This window comes from Leptospira ognonensis (assembly GCF_004770745.1).
Taxonomy (GTDB): domain Bacteria; phylum Spirochaetota; class Leptospiria; order Leptospirales; family Leptospiraceae; genus Leptospira_A; species Leptospira_A ognonensis.
Genome location: NZ_RQGD01000034.1, coordinates 124,722 through 140,355, shown reverse-complemented (window position 1 = coordinate 140,355; position 15,634 = coordinate 124,722). Strand labels below are relative to the sequence as shown.

The following is a 15,634-nucleotide window of genomic DNA, read 5'->3' as shown; positions in this document are numbered from 1 at the left end:
GTCTTATTTTGAAGATTGTAGAAATTTGTGAAGCGCCTCTTGGAAAGAAAATGAAAATCTTCCCATTAGATATCGGAAGGCTTGGATCGCGACATCTGGTCTTGGTGGGTCTCCAGCGATGAAAAGATCAGGTTCTTTAGGTCTTGTCCCTAGAGGAAAAAGTCCCCCATTTATGGCTTCAGAGCCACAAGCAATGAGTGCCTTTGGTTCTGCGATCACTTCGAAGGCATCAGCGAGAGGCCCTGCCATGTTAACGGATATTGGACCTGTATAAACAATGGCATCGGCATGTTTTGGACTTGCTACATTCCGGACTCCCTCACGCTCTGAATCGAAAACAGAGTTAAAAGAGGCATTCAGTTCACAATCTGCAGAATTGTTTCCCGCAGCAGCAACTTCACGATAAAGAAATCCATTCGTTTTGGTAAGTTTCTCAAATCTAATATGATTTTCTGTATCCGGAATTTTCGCTTCAGGAACAAAATCTCCTTTCATATAACTTATACTAAGCGAAGATCTGTGCTTAGAGAACACGTAGATGAATCCAGAATTTATTAATTTTTCGTCCGGACAATGCAATACACACTCTCCACATTGAATACATGAACCATAATCAATTCTAATCTTTTCACTGGATTCTATTTTGATGGCTGTAACTGGACAGACAGATTCGCAAGTCTGACAACTAGAGCAACCTTCGGACATTCTTTTGGTAGGAGTAGGAATACCTCTATTCTTCGGATGTACCGGGGATGCTTTTGCCCAATTCATAACTTGGGATTTTGTAAGAAAATTTTTAATTTCTAATAAATGTCTCATAGATCAAAACCAACATAACTAAGATTAAACGACTTATTGTTTAACGGAAAATCTCCAATGAGCTCACCTCTGACGGCCATTTCTAAAGCGTGCCAATTTAGAACAGAAGGATCCCTTATGTATGCTTCTTCGATATTGGATTTTTCATCAATTTTCAATGCGACAATTAACGGACCTCGCCATGCCTCAACAGACTGAAAATACAAACCTGGCTTACATTGAATCTCCACTAGCGTTTGTTTAATTTGTTCTTTCGTCCATATTTGTTCCCAATCAATTTTCTCGATCGTCTTTTCCATCCAAGAAAGAGACTGTTTAATTTCTGCATAACGGATGTAAAAGCGAGACCAAGCATCTCCAGAATAATTGTTTTTTTCTTCATGTAATGGCAAAGCTTCCCATTCTGGATAATTTACATCTCTGAGTCTAATGTCTCGCAAAACACCTGCACATCGGGCTGTCATGCCAACAAAACCATGGCGATCTACATCCTCTTTTTTTACGTTCCCACATTCTTGCAATCTTTCCTTGATGGTGGAATCAGCAAGCGCTCGTTTGATCTGAGGCTCTATATTCTTCAAGAAAGTATTTTTAAGTGCCTGTAATGCTTGTTTTGCATCCTTGTAGGAAATCTTTAGGTTCACTCTAACCCCACCAGGTCGGACTGCTCCCTTGCCAAATCGATTGCCAGTCCAGTTTTCCATAAGTGCAAGGGCTGCACCACGATCCGTAACACAAACACCGTATAATGGATAGTACCCAATATCTTCAGCTAGTCCGCCGAGATCTCCGATGTGAATGGCAATGCGTTCGGCTTCAATGAGTAACGAACGGAACAAAGAAACTGATTCGGAGACCTGAATACCAGCTGCCTCTTCATAAATCTTCGCAAAAGCTAACGCATAACTCACAGATGTATCACCCGATATCGTTTCCGAGAGATGCATCACTCTTCGAAGATTTGATTTTTTTAGTTCGTTTATGATATTTCTCTTTTGAAACCCAAGACGAATGGTTAAATGCCGAATTTTTTCTCCTTCGACAACAAATCTAAAATGTCCTGGTTCGATAATCCCTGCATGTATCGGACCTACTGCATGCGAATACGATTGTTCGCTGCAAGGAACCCTTAAACCATGAAAAAACAGATCACGTAGATGCCCAGATCTCTGGTGTAGGCCTAAAACCTTACTCCGTTTTTCCGTTAAGTAATCTTCTTCTGGTAATAATGAATAATCTTCTGGTCCCATATCACTACCTAACGAATGCCGTAACATCCAAATGGGATATTTTTCATCCATCAAATAGTCTATCGGACTCTTTTTATCCGTAACTTTTTGTATGCGTATACTTTGATCTTCAAGTATAAATTGATAATAAACGTTTTCAGATTGCGAATGAAATAATCCCGTAGGTTTAGACATTTTCAAATCCTCCTGTCACAAGTTCATACATCCCAAAAGTGCCAATTAACAAACCGACTACGATACTAATAATCAAAAATCCTAGCCTTATACTTAATAAAGTTTTCTGAGAATCATAAAAATCACGATTTCGCACTCGAATGATGGGTAAAATTTTATTCAAAGCGATGAAAAAGAAAATCAAACCCATTAACGGAAACGAAAATAACCAAATAAGATTTCGATCTAGGCTAATTTTGATCATCTCCATATCTAATATGAAAACTGGGGATAAGGGAAAAACAAAGGCAATGATGATAGCAAAAAAATATCCATAAAATGACTTCTGATTGATTGAATTCAGATCCACTATCTGGGCAATCATTCGCTTACCTGAATCCATTCTCAGAATTCCCATCGAAACAAAAATAATAACCTTAACAATGAGCGTTGAAGCAAGAAGGAAGTAAAATACATTATTATTTACATCTAACCAAATAAAGATGGCAAGCATTCCTGTATGAAATAAGGCAACTTTGGCGGCTATCCTTCGAATATCATCTCTTCGATGCAATATCCAAGTAGAATACAAAATTGTCAATATACCAATTAAGAGCAATCCGTTCGCAGAATTGATGAGTGAATGATTAATTTCTCTTTCCAATTGCACCAGTGGACGGAGAGCTAATGCTACTGATACTGGAACAAAAGAAGCGATTAGAGAAGAAATCTGACTCGGACTCTCTGCATATGTATCACCTACCCAATAATGATTTGGAACTAATCCTAGTTTGGCGCTATATCCATAGATAGTCAGAAGTAAGCCAGTTTTTATTAGAAGACCAGTTTGACCTTCTAAGCCCAACTGAAGAGCTGAAAAATCTAAACTATCGACTGGCTTAGAAGTAAAAAGTAGTATCACAAGTCCAAGAAATGCAATACCTAAACCATAAGAGTTGATTAGCAAAAATTTCCAACCCACTTGAAATGACTTCTCGGTACCACTCGATGAAATCAGAAGCGATCCAAATAGAGTAGATGCTTCGATCAATATCCATTTTAAAACAATATTCTCAGTGAACCAAGAGGAGAACAAGGCACCGAAAAATAATATTTTAAGAGCCGACCACAACCAAATCCTCGTTTGCCCCTTTGTCGGAGCAAAGATGAAAATTCCGAAAACAACTAGAAAACAGAAAATTCCGGTCCCATAAAACAAAGATTCCATTATAATTTATCTCCCTTTGCCTGCATGTGGGGTGATAATTGCAAAATTCCACCTGAGACAATGACAAGAACCGCATCTAAAAAGGATCCGAATTCTAATCCGAAGGGTAAACCTTTGTCCAAAACAAGGGTTAGCACAAAGATTCCATTTTCAAACACGCAAAAACCAGCGATCAAAGCCAGCCAATTATTTCGAACAATAAAGCATAAGACACCCACGTAGATCATCAGTATAACATATATTAAACCAATTTTATGCACAGGGATACTAAACTCGGAAGCATTTTCTGTTATTTTAACTGCAAAAACCAGACCAAGAACGAGAAACAGGAGTGTCGCCAGATAACCAAACCTCGGTACGGTGCTTTCCTTCATCTTGGATTTTTTGGCAGTCCAATTCAAAATGAAAGGTGTCAAGAAACCTTTAAAAGATACGACAAGCGCGATGAGTCCCATTGAATGTGTAAAGTCACCTTCGTGAGTTTGCAATACTGGAAATATTAACAACATCCCTTGCAGGCTTAAGAATAAGGTAATTCGATGGAGTCGATTTTCAACTAGTACAACGACACCCGATAAAAATAATAATAAATAAACAAAATCGTATAACATATAACTCCTAAGATAATTTCACTAGCGTTCCAAGAATTAAAATCGCAAGAAAACAAAGACCCATAAATTCAGGCACCCAAGACCATTTACGACGCACCGAATCTGCTTCCCAAAACCCTAATACAATCGCCAAAACCAGAGCACCTGGCAATACGAGTATCTCCCTAGTCATATTTCCGAATTCACCAACCGGAAATAGTTTCGAATGCTCTAAAGCAAGCTTGATAAGAAAGGACAAAAGCCCAGCCAATTTTATTTGGCTTGCTAGTTCAAAAAAACCCATAGTTCTTCCTGAAGCCTCGAGTATCATTGCTTCATGAACCATTGTTAGCTCTAAATGGGTCCGAGGATCATCGAATGGAGGTTTTGCAAGCTCGGCTAGAATTGCGACAAATGATAAAAGTAAAAACAAGACCCCAATTAGAGCACTTACAGGCGTCAATGAAAGTTCAATATGTGATTGGGCTACTAGAATCATGAGTATGATCGTTGGTTCTGCCATTACCGAAAGAAGAATTTCACGTCCAGAACCAAGCCCACCAAAAGAGGTACCACTCTCCATCGCAAAACTTACAAAACAAAATCGATACAAAGCGAGAAAAAAAGGAATCAGAATGAAAGGGGCCCATTCAAAGATTACAATCGACCAAATCATGATCGATGCATACAGCGCAATGATAGGAGAGATCTCCGCGAATACACCAGAATTTGGATTATCAATCGGCTCTTTTTGTAAGTATTTCCTTATTTCGTAATATACTTGTAAAATCTTAGGCCCCTTTCTTCCCTGAGTCCTGGCTCGAACCTTTCGGACAATTCCACCTAACACTAATGGAAGGCCAAAAAAAATTAATAACTGGTATGCGATGATTAGAAAAGTAGAAATCGACATTAAAATTTCCCCCAATCACTCATTACTAATACAGCTAAAATTGTGATCAGAAAGACGGAGGAAATTGCAAGGTAGTGACTGACTTCCTCATCTCGGTGCTCCTCTGCTTTGAGAATATTTTCTCCAAAATCCAAAAATCTTTTAAAGAAATTCAAAACGCTCTGATCAACGATTGAGGTGCCTTCCTTCGTTAAAAAGTAACGACCTATGGAATTTCTGAGCGGTTCTGAAAAAACTGTTGCAGGAATAGAAAGTTCCGGGCCGAAGTATCCATTTCCACAGTCCCAATACTTACGTTTTTTAATCCTGTGTGCCCAACGAAAACCAATCAGACTTACGACAAACGAAACAGTAATTCCAGAGACAATTGCCAAGCTCTGGATCCATTGTCTCAAACTTTCATCTACATATTTTGCTAAATTTGGTAAATACAAAATGAACGGTAACAGAAGAGGCAAAGCTACAATCATTACTGCGAGACTTCCCACCGAAATCAATACCCATCTTCGTTTAATAGGATTCCACTCAGGCAATGCAATGTTTGGGTCAGGAAAAGATAAAAATAAACTTAAAAATAATCGAATGTGAGTAAATCCTCCGAGAACGATTCCGAAAAAAATAAATATCATTGCAGGAAGCAAAAATACAGAACGACCCAAAGGCATATCGAGGATTTTTGCATTCAGAAACAAATACGTTGCTTCGGAGACAAAGCCCAAGGTACCTGGAATTACCGCATAACTAAAAGTACCGATCCCCATCCAAAGAGGCGAGATACCGATGTATCTACCAATACCTTTCATCTCATCTGTAGAACTCGAATTTCTCAGACGCGCGACAAGACCGATAGAAAATACTTGGAATGTTTTTGAAAAGGAATGATGAAGAAGACTTATGAAAAATAAAATAAAAAACGAATTGCTTAAAAATTTTAATTCAGGCTCGGTGCTCGATTGAAACATCCCGCAGGTCGCCAAACAGAGCCATAGAAAATTTATCGATTCTATCGAGCTATAAGCCAAAGCTTTCTTGGGATCTTTATGGAAAAACGAAGTAATGCCACCAAAAAAAACACCAAGTGCCGCCAATGGAAATAAAATATTGTATAGAAATGGATCTTGCCAGTTTGGTAAGACATATCTAGTAAATAAGAGCAATGGGAAAATCTCTAACGCTCCGGCAAAGGAACCTAAAGCATGTGATGGACCGCCTTCATTTACTTTTGGCAACCATATATGAAATCCAGAAAATCCTGATTTTACAAGCAGTCCAATGGTTAAGAGAAATAAACCTCTAGGATCATTATCGGGAAGAAAGACCCAAGCAGAAAGAAAGAGAGCAGAAATGCCAGAAGCTAGAAGGAGTGAACCTAAGCTTTCAATTTGCTTTTTACCAAATTCGGTACCAGAATAAATGATGATCGTAGAAAAAGATGCGATCTCGAGTGCGACTGGTAGAAGTACGGATTTCCCCGCTAAATAACATACACCTAATGATGCCCAAAAGATCGCATAACCGAAAGCTACTCGTTCTGTAAATATGGTTTCATAAGATTGAACCAGCATAAAGGCTGAAAAGCCAATGTAAACCTGCAGGGAAAGTCCTAACAAAATAGGAAAATCTTCGCCCAATGGGTCAGCCCCATTAAAAATAAAGTATAACAGCGGTATGAAGGCACTTGCGCCTACTAATATTGAACTCACAAAGGAGAACTTACGTCCTTCTTCCATAAAACCTCTCAGATTCTAACGAAATTGATAAAAAGAAATTTAAAGCAAGCGGAAGGAAGGAGGTCCGCGATTGATATCAGCAGGTGTTGGTAAGATAAAAAGGAGCGAACGTTCGGTAAGGGAAAGACGACTAAAAGAGAGATCGTAAGGAAGTACAAAGAAAGGTAAGAGAGAATAGAATTCAGAGTTCGTTTCTTCCTTAAGCGTGGATTTAGATTCAGAAAGCTCTGAAACCTCAGATTCGCAAAATTCTAAGTTGGCAATGGATAGGTTGGTTGTTTTACCTGTAAAGGATATAAAAACCGCGATGATGAAGATGAAACGAAGTTCCATGGCTCAAATCTTATTAATTTGCCATTTTACAAAATGAAAAGCACTTTTAGGTTTTAGGGAAAATTAAATGAAGCAAAAGCAGTTCGATATCCAAATCCGAAATATTTTTAAGACTTACTCCCAAGGTAATGTAGGTATTTCGGTTCTAAAAGGTTTTGATCTTGAAATTCCCGGGAACCAGCTCATCACCATGATGGGCCCCTCCGGTAGCGGCAAGTCAACTTTGTTAAATATACTATCCGCCATCGAAACAGCAGACTCCGGTGAAATTGATATTTTTGGGGAGAGATTGAACGAAAAGAACGAAGACCAGCTTACCTTGTACAGGCGAAAGACAATTGGAATCGTATTCCAATTTTTCCATCTTCTCCCGTATTTATCCGCACTTGATAATGTAATCTTGCCCCTATTCCTACAAGGGGTCTCGAAACATACTGCCAGAAAGCTCGGTCTGGCTGCACTCGAAATGGTAAATTTAGAAGACCGGGTGGGCTTTACTCCGAAAGAGCTGTCTGGAGGCGAGAAACAACGGGTAGCCATTGCTAGAGCACTTGTGCATAAACCAAAACTCTTACTCGCTGATGAACCAACGGGGAATTTGGATTCTGAGTCGTCTGATCAAATCGTTTCTCTTTTTCAAAGATGTGTTAAAGATCTAGGACTTACGGTTTTTCTTGTCACTCATAATCAAGAGATTGGTAACCTAGGTGAAACACGCATTTCGATGTTAGATGGCATAGCCAAAATCATATGATCCATATCTATTTCTTTTTTTTATACGGCTATTTTAAAGACCATAAGTCTAGAATTCTATTCTCTCTTTGCGGAATCTCTCTCGGTATTGCTCTCTTTTTTACGACACAAGTCAATTCATGGCGAGCAGAAGAGAGCATCATAGATGCCGAGTCTGGATATTCTGATTCAATTTATCTCGGTCAATTTGTTTCGAATCAAGATGGATTATTAGGAGAAGAGGTATTTCTAAGAGAACTTTATTATTTGGTCCCGAATGAGATCAATTTGGAACCTTTACTAATCGAAGATGCTTTTTTCGACGTTTCAGCTTCCTCAGTCTTGCGCTTTCCTATGATTGGGAAAGATTTAACAATCGTTACAAGCAATCAAGAAAGTATTCCTGACACTAAGGATTCAGAGGTAAAAAAATTTATTTTAAGTCAAGCACTCTATCAGCGATTATTTGAGAAACATACATTGATTTCTCTAAGCCTCTGTAACAAGTCCCTACAGATCCGAAAAACAGAGACGGTTCCCATTTCACAAGATGGAAATTTTATCATCACTGATATACAGTTTCTACAAATCTACTGCGGCAAAAAAGATAAAATCCATAGAGTATTATTAACAAACAATTCTGAAACCGATCTCAGCGAATTCCCGTCTGACCAAATTCTTGCCCTATCAGAAAAATATAACTGGAAATGGGAAACAAGAGAGTTCGTAAGGGATCGTTCCGGGAAAGCGCTCGGATCTCTAAAAATTAATTTAACCATCGTATCATTAGTTTCGGTTCTTATTTCCTTCTTTATGGTTGCCAGTACTTTTTCAGGAATCTATTTAGCCAGGCGGAAGGAGTTTGGGATATTGTTAAGTTTGGGGAATTCCAGGACTCATAACTTATTCCTATTTTTTTCTCAGGGCATATTATTGGGAATGATCGGAAGTATCATCGGAGTTTGTTTCGGAACTTTACTTTTAAATTTTGATTTCCTACGTGGAAGTAATACGATAACAGATGGATCCCAAATGGCTAGTTACCGAGAGATCCCAAGTTGGATTTATTTGAGTGCAATCTCGATCGGGATTTTCGGAGCTGCCATCTCTTCGCTATTCTCTTCATTAAGATCTTATTTTATCAAACCGATTGCATTGATTCGAGAGAGTGATACTACGACGGGATTCAAAAGTCTAAATCGACTTTTTCTTTTCGCTGCAAGTTTAGGTATTTTGTTTATCTTTTTGGGCGTAATTATCGGTTTTCTGCCTTCTCCAAAATCACTTTTACCTGGGTTAACAGGCGTTGCTTTGGTAATTATAGGATTTGTCTTAATCTTTCCTCTGAGTCTTTCTTTTACGATCTCAGTAAGTATTAGATTTCTCGAACGATTTTTCTTTTTCCCGACGTTTCGCATTGCCTGGGAGGAAATTAAATTAGAGCCGCTTCAAAATTCCTTAACTTCGGCAACTATTTTACTCGCGACTTCTCTTGTATTTACCTTAACATCGCTTACCGAAAGCTACGAACAAACGTTAACTAAATGGGTTGATACAGACAACCAATTCGATTATTCGATCATAAATATATCTAAATTAACCTCTGGGCTTCCTGGTGTTCCGATCTCCTTACAGGATCAATTAAACAAGAATCCTATTTTCAAACAAATTGAACCATTCATCATTAAAACCAAGTTTCCTATTGGTGATAATTATTATACCTTACACGTTTACCCTTTCCCCTCGAACAAAAACGAGGTTATTGTCTCATCAAACTTCTGTTATCTAGAATCCAAATGTAAAGGAGAAAAAATAGAAATTCAAACTGAAAAACATGGAAAAGTTTTTTTTGATATCATCTCAGTCAGAGATCATTTTTTCTCCGAACGAGGAACGATTATGATGAATGTAGAAAACTACCAAAATTTTTTCACGCTAATTGAATTAAATTCCCTACGAGTCTCTTTTACACAAGATGTTCCTGAAAAACAGCAGATTGATATCCTAGAAAGAGAACTTAAGAGTTTTACGACCGACTTAAAAATATTAGATAAGAATAGCCTCAAAGCCCTTTATTTAGATGGGATGAGAGAGGTATTTTCAATCTTAGGATCTTTAAAACATACGGCCATCTTGATATCCTTACTCGCATTGCTTACTTCTCTGATATACAATATTAAAGAAAAATCTAAACTGATTGCCACCCTTCAATCCATTGGATTAAGCCAATTCCAATTGTTTAAACTCATCTTCTTCCAGAGTCTATTTTTTATCTTTATGGGACTGTCTATGGGTATACTCAATAGTCTTATCCTTTCCCCTCTTGTGATTTACGGAATCAATCGGAATGCTTTTGGTTGGCTTCTCGATTTTAATTATTCATTCGAATTGCTATTCTATTATATTTTAGCAAGTCCAATCATGGCTCTTCTTGTTTCTGTCTATCCATTTCTCGAGGCGAGAAAGAAGTCGCTCCGGGAGGCCTTAAATTACGAATAAATTCTTTACATATAAGCGGATTTGCATGAAATAAAGTACATGGCAGGATCAATCAAAATTGCGCTAGAGCTTGCTGAGCTCATAAAGAAGGAAAATATTGAAGGTAAGGAAAGATTACCCGCTTCAGATACTTTTTTGCGTGTATGGTCTTCCAATTTCAGTAGACCCGAAGAGGAAATACGAAAGATCCTTCTGGCCTTACGCGATTGCCATTTTATTTTTATCGTAAACATCGTAGCACCAGATCCAAATTTATTCGTTTACGGAGAAGAGGCCTACATCTTCACAGAAGTTGAAATCATCAATGACTTAAAAAGACAAGCAGAAGAGAATCTAGAACGCCTTTACGAATCGAGCAATTATAAGCGAAAGTCGGCTTTCCAAATTTCAAGGGAGTTATTTCCCAAGATCAAAGAATACAATAACACACCACTCGGCAGGGCCATAAATGTTGTGGTGATGCTCGAGGAATACAATCGAATCATCCTCAGTTCAAGTTTCGAATATACCGACCAATGGCGCAAAAACAAGCTCCAAGATTTTTATAAAGATGAAGAGGGTGCAATAGAAGAATTAGCGCCATCTCTTGTCACTTCCGATCCTAAAAGAGCTGTAGATAGTATCAATGAAGGAACAAAAGAGAAAATAGATCCTAGTTGGTCAAAAGCAACTCAAAACTTTTCCGTAGAATTTTTATTACGCGTTCATTTTAGAAAGTATGAATTTGATATTATCAAGAAACTCATACAAACCGGGAAAATCAAAGAAGAAAAAGAATTAAAATTTATTCGTGATACTTTGATATTAATGGAAACGCGAACAGACGTAGACAGATTACTTAAAAGATATCAAGAAGATATGACGGAACTTAGACGGTATAGTCAGGCGAAACTGAATATGCTCCGTCAGGGAATCAACGCCAAATCAAACTGATTTTATTTTTCGAAAAAGCCAGCCTTACTTAAATTTGTATAAACTTGAAAGAAGAATACCATTGTCGAAATGAAAAGCATTCTTCTTTTTAGAGAAAACCCTGTTAAGATATAATTGTTTTTTTCAGGAAGATATAAGAAGAAGACAATTAAGTTTACGTTAAAAAACAAATACGCCGTTTCTGGATTTAGAAAACTAAATTTTTGAGCAATCACTGGTGAATACAGAGCGCCTACAAATAGAATTGTTGGAAGAAAAAAGAAAAAAGTCCGGAGGCTTAAGTATTGGAATTCTTTTGTGTCGACTTCGGCTTTTTTTCCCGAGCTTGATTCTATCACCGTCTTAAGTTCATCGAACTCTAGAACATTTACCATGGGATAGATTTTTTCTTCTGTCTCAATCACCAGACGATCATAGGATCTAAACTTATCATGCGATATTTTGACAATATCTTTCAGTCTTACGGCCGCACAGCTTCCGTATGCGTCAAATTGCTTTAGAGTTCCGCCTTCAATCTCTATCCTTCCCTTAGTTAGAATTTCCAATTGTTTAAGATAATTTTTTTGCAAAAACCAAATCAATAATAAGAATAAGGGTGAGAAGATCAGAAGAAATTTTCCTCTTTCTGAGGCAGGCAGTTGGAATGTATTGTATGCCAAAAACAAAAAAAACATAGAAATTACAATTCCAGTACGTAGAAGAAGTTTCTTTCTAAAGAATGCTGTATTATAAGAGAAAATTCTTTTGGTCATATTGTAAAATCCGCTTTTTTAAATAAACTTTCCATGTGAACACCAACCTTCTCAAGTGCTTCCTTTCCGCCCTCTTCCCGATCTAAAATACAAACACCTTTCGTTACTTCAATTCCTGCAGCGCGCAAGGCATTTACGGCTTTGATCGTAGATCCTCCCGTAGTGATCACATCGTCGAGCACCAAACATTGTTTAGTCTCTTTCCAAAAGCCCTCAATTTGTTGTCCTGTCCCATGTCCCTTTGCTTCTTTTCTGACAATCAAAGGGAAGATCAATTTGCTTCTCCTCTGGTATTCGAGCGAGAGTGCATAAGAGAGAGGGTCAGCTCCGAGGGTGAGACCTCCAACCGCATCAAAACTGCCAGGTAACTTAGTTATGATTTCGTCTATCAAACAACTTGCCAAAATGGATAATCTTTCTGGATGTAAGGTTATTTCCTTACAATTGAAATAATGATGAGACTCCAGTCCGCTTGCCAATCGAAAGGGAACTTCCGCGTAACGATATGCATAGCTTTTCATCCAATCTAGGATCTGTGGTTTCAGGGATACTGACATATAAAGGAAGTATTTTATACAAGGAGAAGAAGAAAAGTAAAAATCCTGGTACGGAAGCGAATTGTGGTATCTACGAGAGTAGACACCACTAAAAACAAAATTTTAATTGGTTTTCGTTTTGTCGGAAAGCGATCCTAAGAATTTTACAATCTTCGTTGTATCTTCATCCTTCATTGTTTGTCCAAGCTGGTGGTAAGCCATTTTTTTTACAGCTTCCTCGAGACTTGCGACTTTACCGTCATGAAAATACGGACCCGTTAGCGCCACATTGCGAAGAGATGGAACTTTAAAGAAAAACTTATCACTAGGATCTTTTGTTACATTGAACCTGCCAAGGTCCGTTGTTCCGTATGCATTTACTTGTCCTATCTTTCGATAAGAATTGCCACCAAAAAGATTACCATTATGGCAAGAAGAACAACCTGAGGCGACAAAAGTGTTTAATCCTGCTTGTTCTTCCGGTGATAAAGCTTTATGATCTCCGTTCACGAAATCATCAAATCGTGAACTTGAGACAAGAGTTCGTTCAAACGCGGCAATAGCACCTGCTAGATTATCATAAGTCAACGCATCTTTAGCATCTGGGAAAGCTTTTGCAAACAAAGCCGGGTAGTCAGCTTCTGCTTTTAGCTTTTTGATTACCTCTGCTTCCGAAGGCATTGCCATTTCACCTGGGTTCAAAATCGGCCCTTTTGCTTGTGCTTTCAAATCAGGTGCACGCCCATCCCAGAACTGGGCAAAATGAAATCCTGCATTAAGGACTGTTGGAGAATTTCTATCGCCACTCTTTCCAAACGCACCAGGCGATGTCGGTAGATTATCAACGCCTGCAGCTTTTCCTTCGACATTATGACAAGAGTTACATGATTGGGTATTATTTTGAGAAAGCTTAGTCTCAAAATATAATTTTTTCCCGAGAGAAATGAGTGCCTCAGTATCATTTTCAGAGCCAGGCATTTTATTTGGCAAAGCACCAAACATTTGTTTTGCTTTCAGCTGCAAATCCTTGGTCTCCTGCGAAGGACCACAAGCCACTAGTCCTAAAATCACAAGGAGGAAGAACGATGTTGTTAATCGATTTAGATTCATATTGATTCCCTCTATTACCGTAAATAATCTCTTATATCTAGACTTCCAAGCATACTTTTTAGATTCAATCTTTTTTTAGAATAAATTTAAATTGTACAGAATTTAAGCAAAATGATACAAAATTTGTGTCCAGGTGAATAACGAACAGGCATATTGAGTCAAGCTTATGATTTTTCTGTTTCGGCAAGATTTCAATCAACGTTTTCTAGCTTTGGCACGAATTATGCACAGTGTTTAGTGTATTTAGGAGATGATTTATGATAGAATCACGAACCAAAGAAAGACTGATCTCGGGGGCATGGAAAGATTTTGTAATCAAAGTTTATTCCAAAAATGAAACCCCTGAATTCCTTATCGCGACAGTCGAAACAATCTCAGAAATTGGAATGAGTGGAACGATAGATTTAGGCGTGGAGTTGACTGAGAAGGACATACTTTCTGGAGTCATTGAGAGCGATTTGACTCGATCTAAAATAAAGTATTCTGGACGGGTCATTTGGACAAAAGAGACGAAAGATGGAACCCAATTTGGACTGAAATTCACGGAAGAAATGCTTTTGCCTGATGTGATGATTGCCCTGTCCATGGCCGCTGCTTAAACAAAACCTTCGGGAGGAAGTGTACCTTCCTTCCGACCTTTTTTACATCCTTCACTTCAAACAACTACAGTGTATGCCGATATAGATAATAGGTAGGACCTATGTCTGTGATCAAACACCTCATATCCTGGAAGGATTGGACTGATTCCGAAATTGAAGAATTACTGAACTTTGCCATTTATGTAAAACAAAACCGAGTTTATTTCTCGGGGCACATGGCTGGCAGATCTATGGCCATGTTGTTTCAAAAAACCTCGACAAGAACTCGTGTCTCCTTTGAAGCGGGCATGACCGAACTTGGGGGTCATGCTATATTTCTGGATTGGATGTCTTCAAATTTTTCCCTTTCTGATATAGACTTTGAGGCGGAATACCTTTCCCGTAATGTCTCAATCATCATGGCTCGCCTTAAGAAAAATGAGGACCTACTAGTTCTAAAAGATGGTTCTCAAGTTCCTGTCATTAATGGCTGCTGCAACCTTTTCCACCCATGCCAGTCACTGGCGGACATCTTGACTATCGTTATGGATAGACCAAAGGACTGGAAATCAACTAACATTTGCTATATTGGCGTACACAACAATGTAGTAAATTCACTTATCGGAATCACTGCGGCACTAGGCATTCATTTAACCTTGGTAACTCCAATCGCATCAGAAGAATCCAAAGTAAAAGAAATCATTGATCGTGGTTTAGCAAAAAAAACTCTCTCTTGGGAAACAGATGTAAACCAAGCCGTAAAGAATGCAGATTATATATACACTGACACTTGGGTAGATATGGAATTTTTTAATGATCCCGCTTACAAAAAAGAGAAGGAGGAAAGAATTTCCTTAATGATGCCATATCAGGTGAACATGGAGCTAATCAAAAATTCGAAGGCAAAAATAATGCACGACATGCCAATCCATGCTGGTTATGAAATCACTCGAGACGTAGTAAAAAGCGAGCGTTCCATTATTTTTAGCCAGTCAGAAAATAGGTTAGATGCTCAAAAAGCAGTGATATTAAAATTACTCGAAAACGCGTAACTAGCGTTTATTGATCATCCACCGACTGAATTCTTCTAAGAACTGAGTGAAAATTTCTTTGGATCGAACAGAAACTTCCATCTCAGCCAAAGATTCCTTATAACAGCGCAACCATTCTCGTCTCGCCTCTTCGTCAATTTCAAAGGCAAAATGGCGCATTCGCATTCTTGCGGGACCCCAATTGTTTAAGTAATAACTTGGTCCGCCTGTCACCTGAATGATAAAATCGGCCTGCTTTTGTTTGGCAATTTGCAAATCTGTCGGAAACATCTTTGCGATTTTTGATAAAGAGATGCGATCGTAAAATGAAGACACCAAATCTCGCATGGTAGCCTCCCCCCATTCTGCAAAAAGCTCCGCAAGCCCCGGCTGCGGACCCGGTGGCCCCTCCTGAGGAGTATAAATTTCTCTTTCAGGTAACACGAC

Annotated in this window: 16 protein-coding genes; 5 read left to right on the top strand and 11 right to left on the bottom strand. The window is 38.4% G+C overall.

The features are described 5' to 3' along the window. Positions 1–3 precede the first annotated feature (3 nt). From EHQ58_RS11120 to EHQ58_RS11090, 7 genes are all read right to left on the bottom strand, one after another. Positions 4–819 carry a 4Fe-4S dicluster domain-containing protein gene (locus tag EHQ58_RS11120; RefSeq protein WP_135623964.1) on the bottom strand — a complete coding sequence of 272 codons (816 nt, stop codon included), beginning with the start codon at positions 817–819 and terminating at the stop codon, positions 4–6. After that, the gene (locus EHQ58_RS11115) at positions 816–2,243 is read right to left on the bottom strand and encodes a hydrogenase large subunit (protein WP_135623963.1); all 1,428 of its coding nucleotides are present in this window, start codon (positions 2,241–2,243) and stop codon (positions 816–818) included. Before EHQ58_RS11115 ends, EHQ58_RS11120 begins: the two co-directional genes overlap by 4 nt. Continuing rightward, positions 2,236–3,450: a proton-conducting transporter transmembrane domain-containing protein gene (locus tag EHQ58_RS11110; RefSeq protein WP_342776241.1), complete on the bottom strand. Its 1,215-nt coding sequence runs from the start codon at positions 3,448–3,450 to the stop codon at positions 2,236–2,238. The genes EHQ58_RS11115 and EHQ58_RS11110 overlap by 8 nt, the downstream gene beginning before the upstream one ends. After that, positions 3,450–4,061 carry a formate hydrogenase gene (locus EHQ58_RS11105; protein ID WP_135623961.1) on the bottom strand — a complete coding sequence of 204 codons (612 nt, stop codon included), beginning with the start codon at positions 4,059–4,061 and terminating at the stop codon, positions 3,450–3,452. The genes EHQ58_RS11110 and EHQ58_RS11105 overlap by 1 nt, the downstream gene beginning before the upstream one ends. A gap of 7 nt (positions 4,062–4,068) precedes the next feature. Then, complete coding sequence (locus tag EHQ58_RS11100) at positions 4,069–4,953, bottom strand: respiratory chain complex I subunit 1 family protein (RefSeq protein WP_246047329.1); 885 nt, start codon at positions 4,951–4,953, stop codon at positions 4,069–4,071. Further along, positions 4,953–6,656: a proton-conducting transporter transmembrane domain-containing protein gene (locus EHQ58_RS11095; protein WP_246047327.1), complete on the bottom strand. Its 1,704-nt coding sequence runs from the start codon at positions 6,654–6,656 to the stop codon at positions 4,953–4,955. Before EHQ58_RS11095 ends, EHQ58_RS11100 begins: the two co-directional genes overlap by 1 nt. Positions 6,657–6,722: 66 nt before the next feature. Continuing rightward, complete coding sequence (locus tag EHQ58_RS11090; RefSeq protein WP_135623959.1) at positions 6,723–7,016, bottom strand: hypothetical protein; 294 nt, start codon at positions 7,014–7,016, stop codon at positions 6,723–6,725. Positions 7,017–7,083: 67 nt separating this feature from the next. Here EHQ58_RS11090 and EHQ58_RS11085 point away from each other — a divergent pair, with 67 nt between their 5' ends. From EHQ58_RS11085 to EHQ58_RS11075, 3 genes are read left to right on the top strand one after another with little or no spacing between them, the layout of a single operon-like run. Continuing rightward, a complete protein-coding gene (locus EHQ58_RS11085; RefSeq protein WP_135623958.1) occupies positions 7,084–7,770 on the top strand; it encodes an ABC transporter ATP-binding protein in 687 nt (228 codons plus the stop codon). Continuing rightward, positions 7,767–10,247: an ABC transporter permease gene (locus EHQ58_RS11080; protein WP_135623957.1), complete on the top strand. Its 2,481-nt coding sequence runs from the start codon at positions 7,767–7,769 to the stop codon at positions 10,245–10,247. The genes EHQ58_RS11085 and EHQ58_RS11080 overlap by 4 nt, the downstream gene beginning before the upstream one ends. A gap of 39 nt (positions 10,248–10,286) precedes the next feature. Continuing rightward, a complete protein-coding gene (locus EHQ58_RS11075; protein ID WP_135623956.1) occupies positions 10,287–11,180 on the top strand; it encodes a hypothetical protein in 894 nt (297 codons plus the stop codon). A 2-nt stretch (positions 11,181–11,182) separates the two neighbouring features. On the opposite strand, the gene EHQ58_RS11070 is transcribed toward EHQ58_RS11075, so the two are convergent. From EHQ58_RS11070 to EHQ58_RS11060, 3 genes are all read right to left on the bottom strand, one after another. After that, positions 11,183–11,932, bottom strand: coding sequence for a hypothetical protein (locus tag EHQ58_RS11070; protein ID WP_135623955.1), 750 nt, complete (start codon positions 11,930–11,932; stop codon positions 11,183–11,185). Further along, positions 11,929–12,489, bottom strand: coding sequence for an orotate phosphoribosyltransferase (gene pyrE / locus EHQ58_RS11065; RefSeq protein ID WP_135623954.1), 561 nt, complete (start codon positions 12,487–12,489; stop codon positions 11,929–11,931). Before pyrE ends, EHQ58_RS11070 begins: the two co-directional genes overlap by 4 nt. A 102-nt stretch (positions 12,490–12,591) precedes the next feature. Further along, on the bottom strand, positions 12,592–13,578 hold the full coding sequence (locus EHQ58_RS11060; RefSeq protein WP_135623953.1) for a cytochrome-c peroxidase: 987 nt from the start codon (positions 13,576–13,578) through the stop codon (positions 12,592–12,594). 257 nt (positions 13,579–13,835) lie between these two features. On the opposite strand from EHQ58_RS11060, the gene EHQ58_RS11055 reads away from it, so the two are divergent. Both EHQ58_RS11055 and EHQ58_RS11050 read left to right on the top strand, forming a co-directional pair. Continuing rightward, a complete protein-coding gene (locus EHQ58_RS11055) occupies positions 13,836–14,177 on the top strand; it encodes an LEPBI_I2431 family sigma-54 regulated protein (protein WP_135623952.1) in 342 nt (113 codons plus the stop codon). 101 nt (positions 14,178–14,278) lie between these two features. Beyond that, positions 14,279–15,208 carry an ornithine carbamoyltransferase gene (locus tag EHQ58_RS11050; protein WP_135623951.1) on the top strand — a complete coding sequence of 310 codons (930 nt, stop codon included), beginning with the start codon at positions 14,279–14,281 and terminating at the stop codon, positions 15,206–15,208. Here EHQ58_RS11050 and EHQ58_RS11045 read toward each other — a convergent pair whose 3' ends face one another. Continuing rightward, on the bottom strand, positions 15,209–15,631 hold the full coding sequence (locus EHQ58_RS11045) for a globin domain-containing protein (protein WP_135623950.1): 423 nt from the start codon (positions 15,629–15,631) through the stop codon (positions 15,209–15,211). Between the last annotated feature and the right edge of the window lie 3 nt (positions 15,632–15,634).

What these genes read in the sequence shown, in the direction of transcription:
- EHQ58_RS11120 (WP_135623964.1), bottom strand. Translation starts at nt 819, where the DNA reads ATGAGACATTTATTAGAAATTAAAAATTTTCTTACAAAATCCCAAGTT.
- EHQ58_RS11115 (WP_135623963.1), bottom strand. Translation starts at nt 2,243, where the DNA reads ATGTCTAAACCTACGGGATTATTTCATTCGCAATCTGAAAACGTTTAT.
- EHQ58_RS11110 (WP_342776241.1), bottom strand. Translation starts at nt 3,450, where the DNA reads ATGGAATCTTTGTTTTATGGGACCGGAATTTTCTGTTTTCTAGTTGTT.
- EHQ58_RS11105 (WP_135623961.1), bottom strand. Translation starts at nt 4,061, where the DNA reads ATGTTATACGATTTTGTTTATTTATTATTATTTTTATCGGGTGTCGTT.
- EHQ58_RS11100 (WP_246047329.1), bottom strand. Translation starts at nt 4,953, where the DNA reads ATGTCGATTTCTACTTTTCTAATCATCGCATACCAGTTATTAATTTTT.
- EHQ58_RS11090 (WP_135623959.1), bottom strand. Translation starts at nt 7,016, where the DNA reads ATGGAACTTCGTTTCATCTTCATCATCGCGGTTTTTATATCCTTTACA.
- EHQ58_RS11085 (WP_135623958.1), top strand. Translation starts at nt 7,084, where the DNA reads ATGAAGCAAAAGCAGTTCGATATCCAAATCCGAAATATTTTTAAGACT.
- EHQ58_RS11080 (WP_135623957.1), top strand. Translation starts at nt 7,767, where the DNA reads ATGATCCATATCTATTTCTTTTTTTTATACGGCTATTTTAAAGACCAT.
- EHQ58_RS11075 (WP_135623956.1), top strand. Translation starts at nt 10,287, where the DNA reads ATGGCAGGATCAATCAAAATTGCGCTAGAGCTTGCTGAGCTCATAAAG.
- EHQ58_RS11070 (WP_135623955.1), bottom strand. Translation starts at nt 11,932, where the DNA reads ATGACCAAAAGAATTTTCTCTTATAATACAGCATTCTTTAGAAAGAAA.
- pyrE (WP_135623954.1), bottom strand. Translation starts at nt 12,489, where the DNA reads ATGTCAGTATCCCTGAAACCACAGATCCTAGATTGGATGAAAAGCTAT.
- EHQ58_RS11060 (WP_135623953.1), bottom strand. Translation starts at nt 13,578, where the DNA reads ATGAATCTAAATCGATTAACAACATCGTTCTTCCTCCTTGTGATTTTA.
- EHQ58_RS11055 (WP_135623952.1), top strand. Translation starts at nt 13,836, where the DNA reads ATGATAGAATCACGAACCAAAGAAAGACTGATCTCGGGGGCATGGAAA.
- EHQ58_RS11050 (WP_135623951.1), top strand. Translation starts at nt 14,279, where the DNA reads ATGTCTGTGATCAAACACCTCATATCCTGGAAGGATTGGACTGATTCC.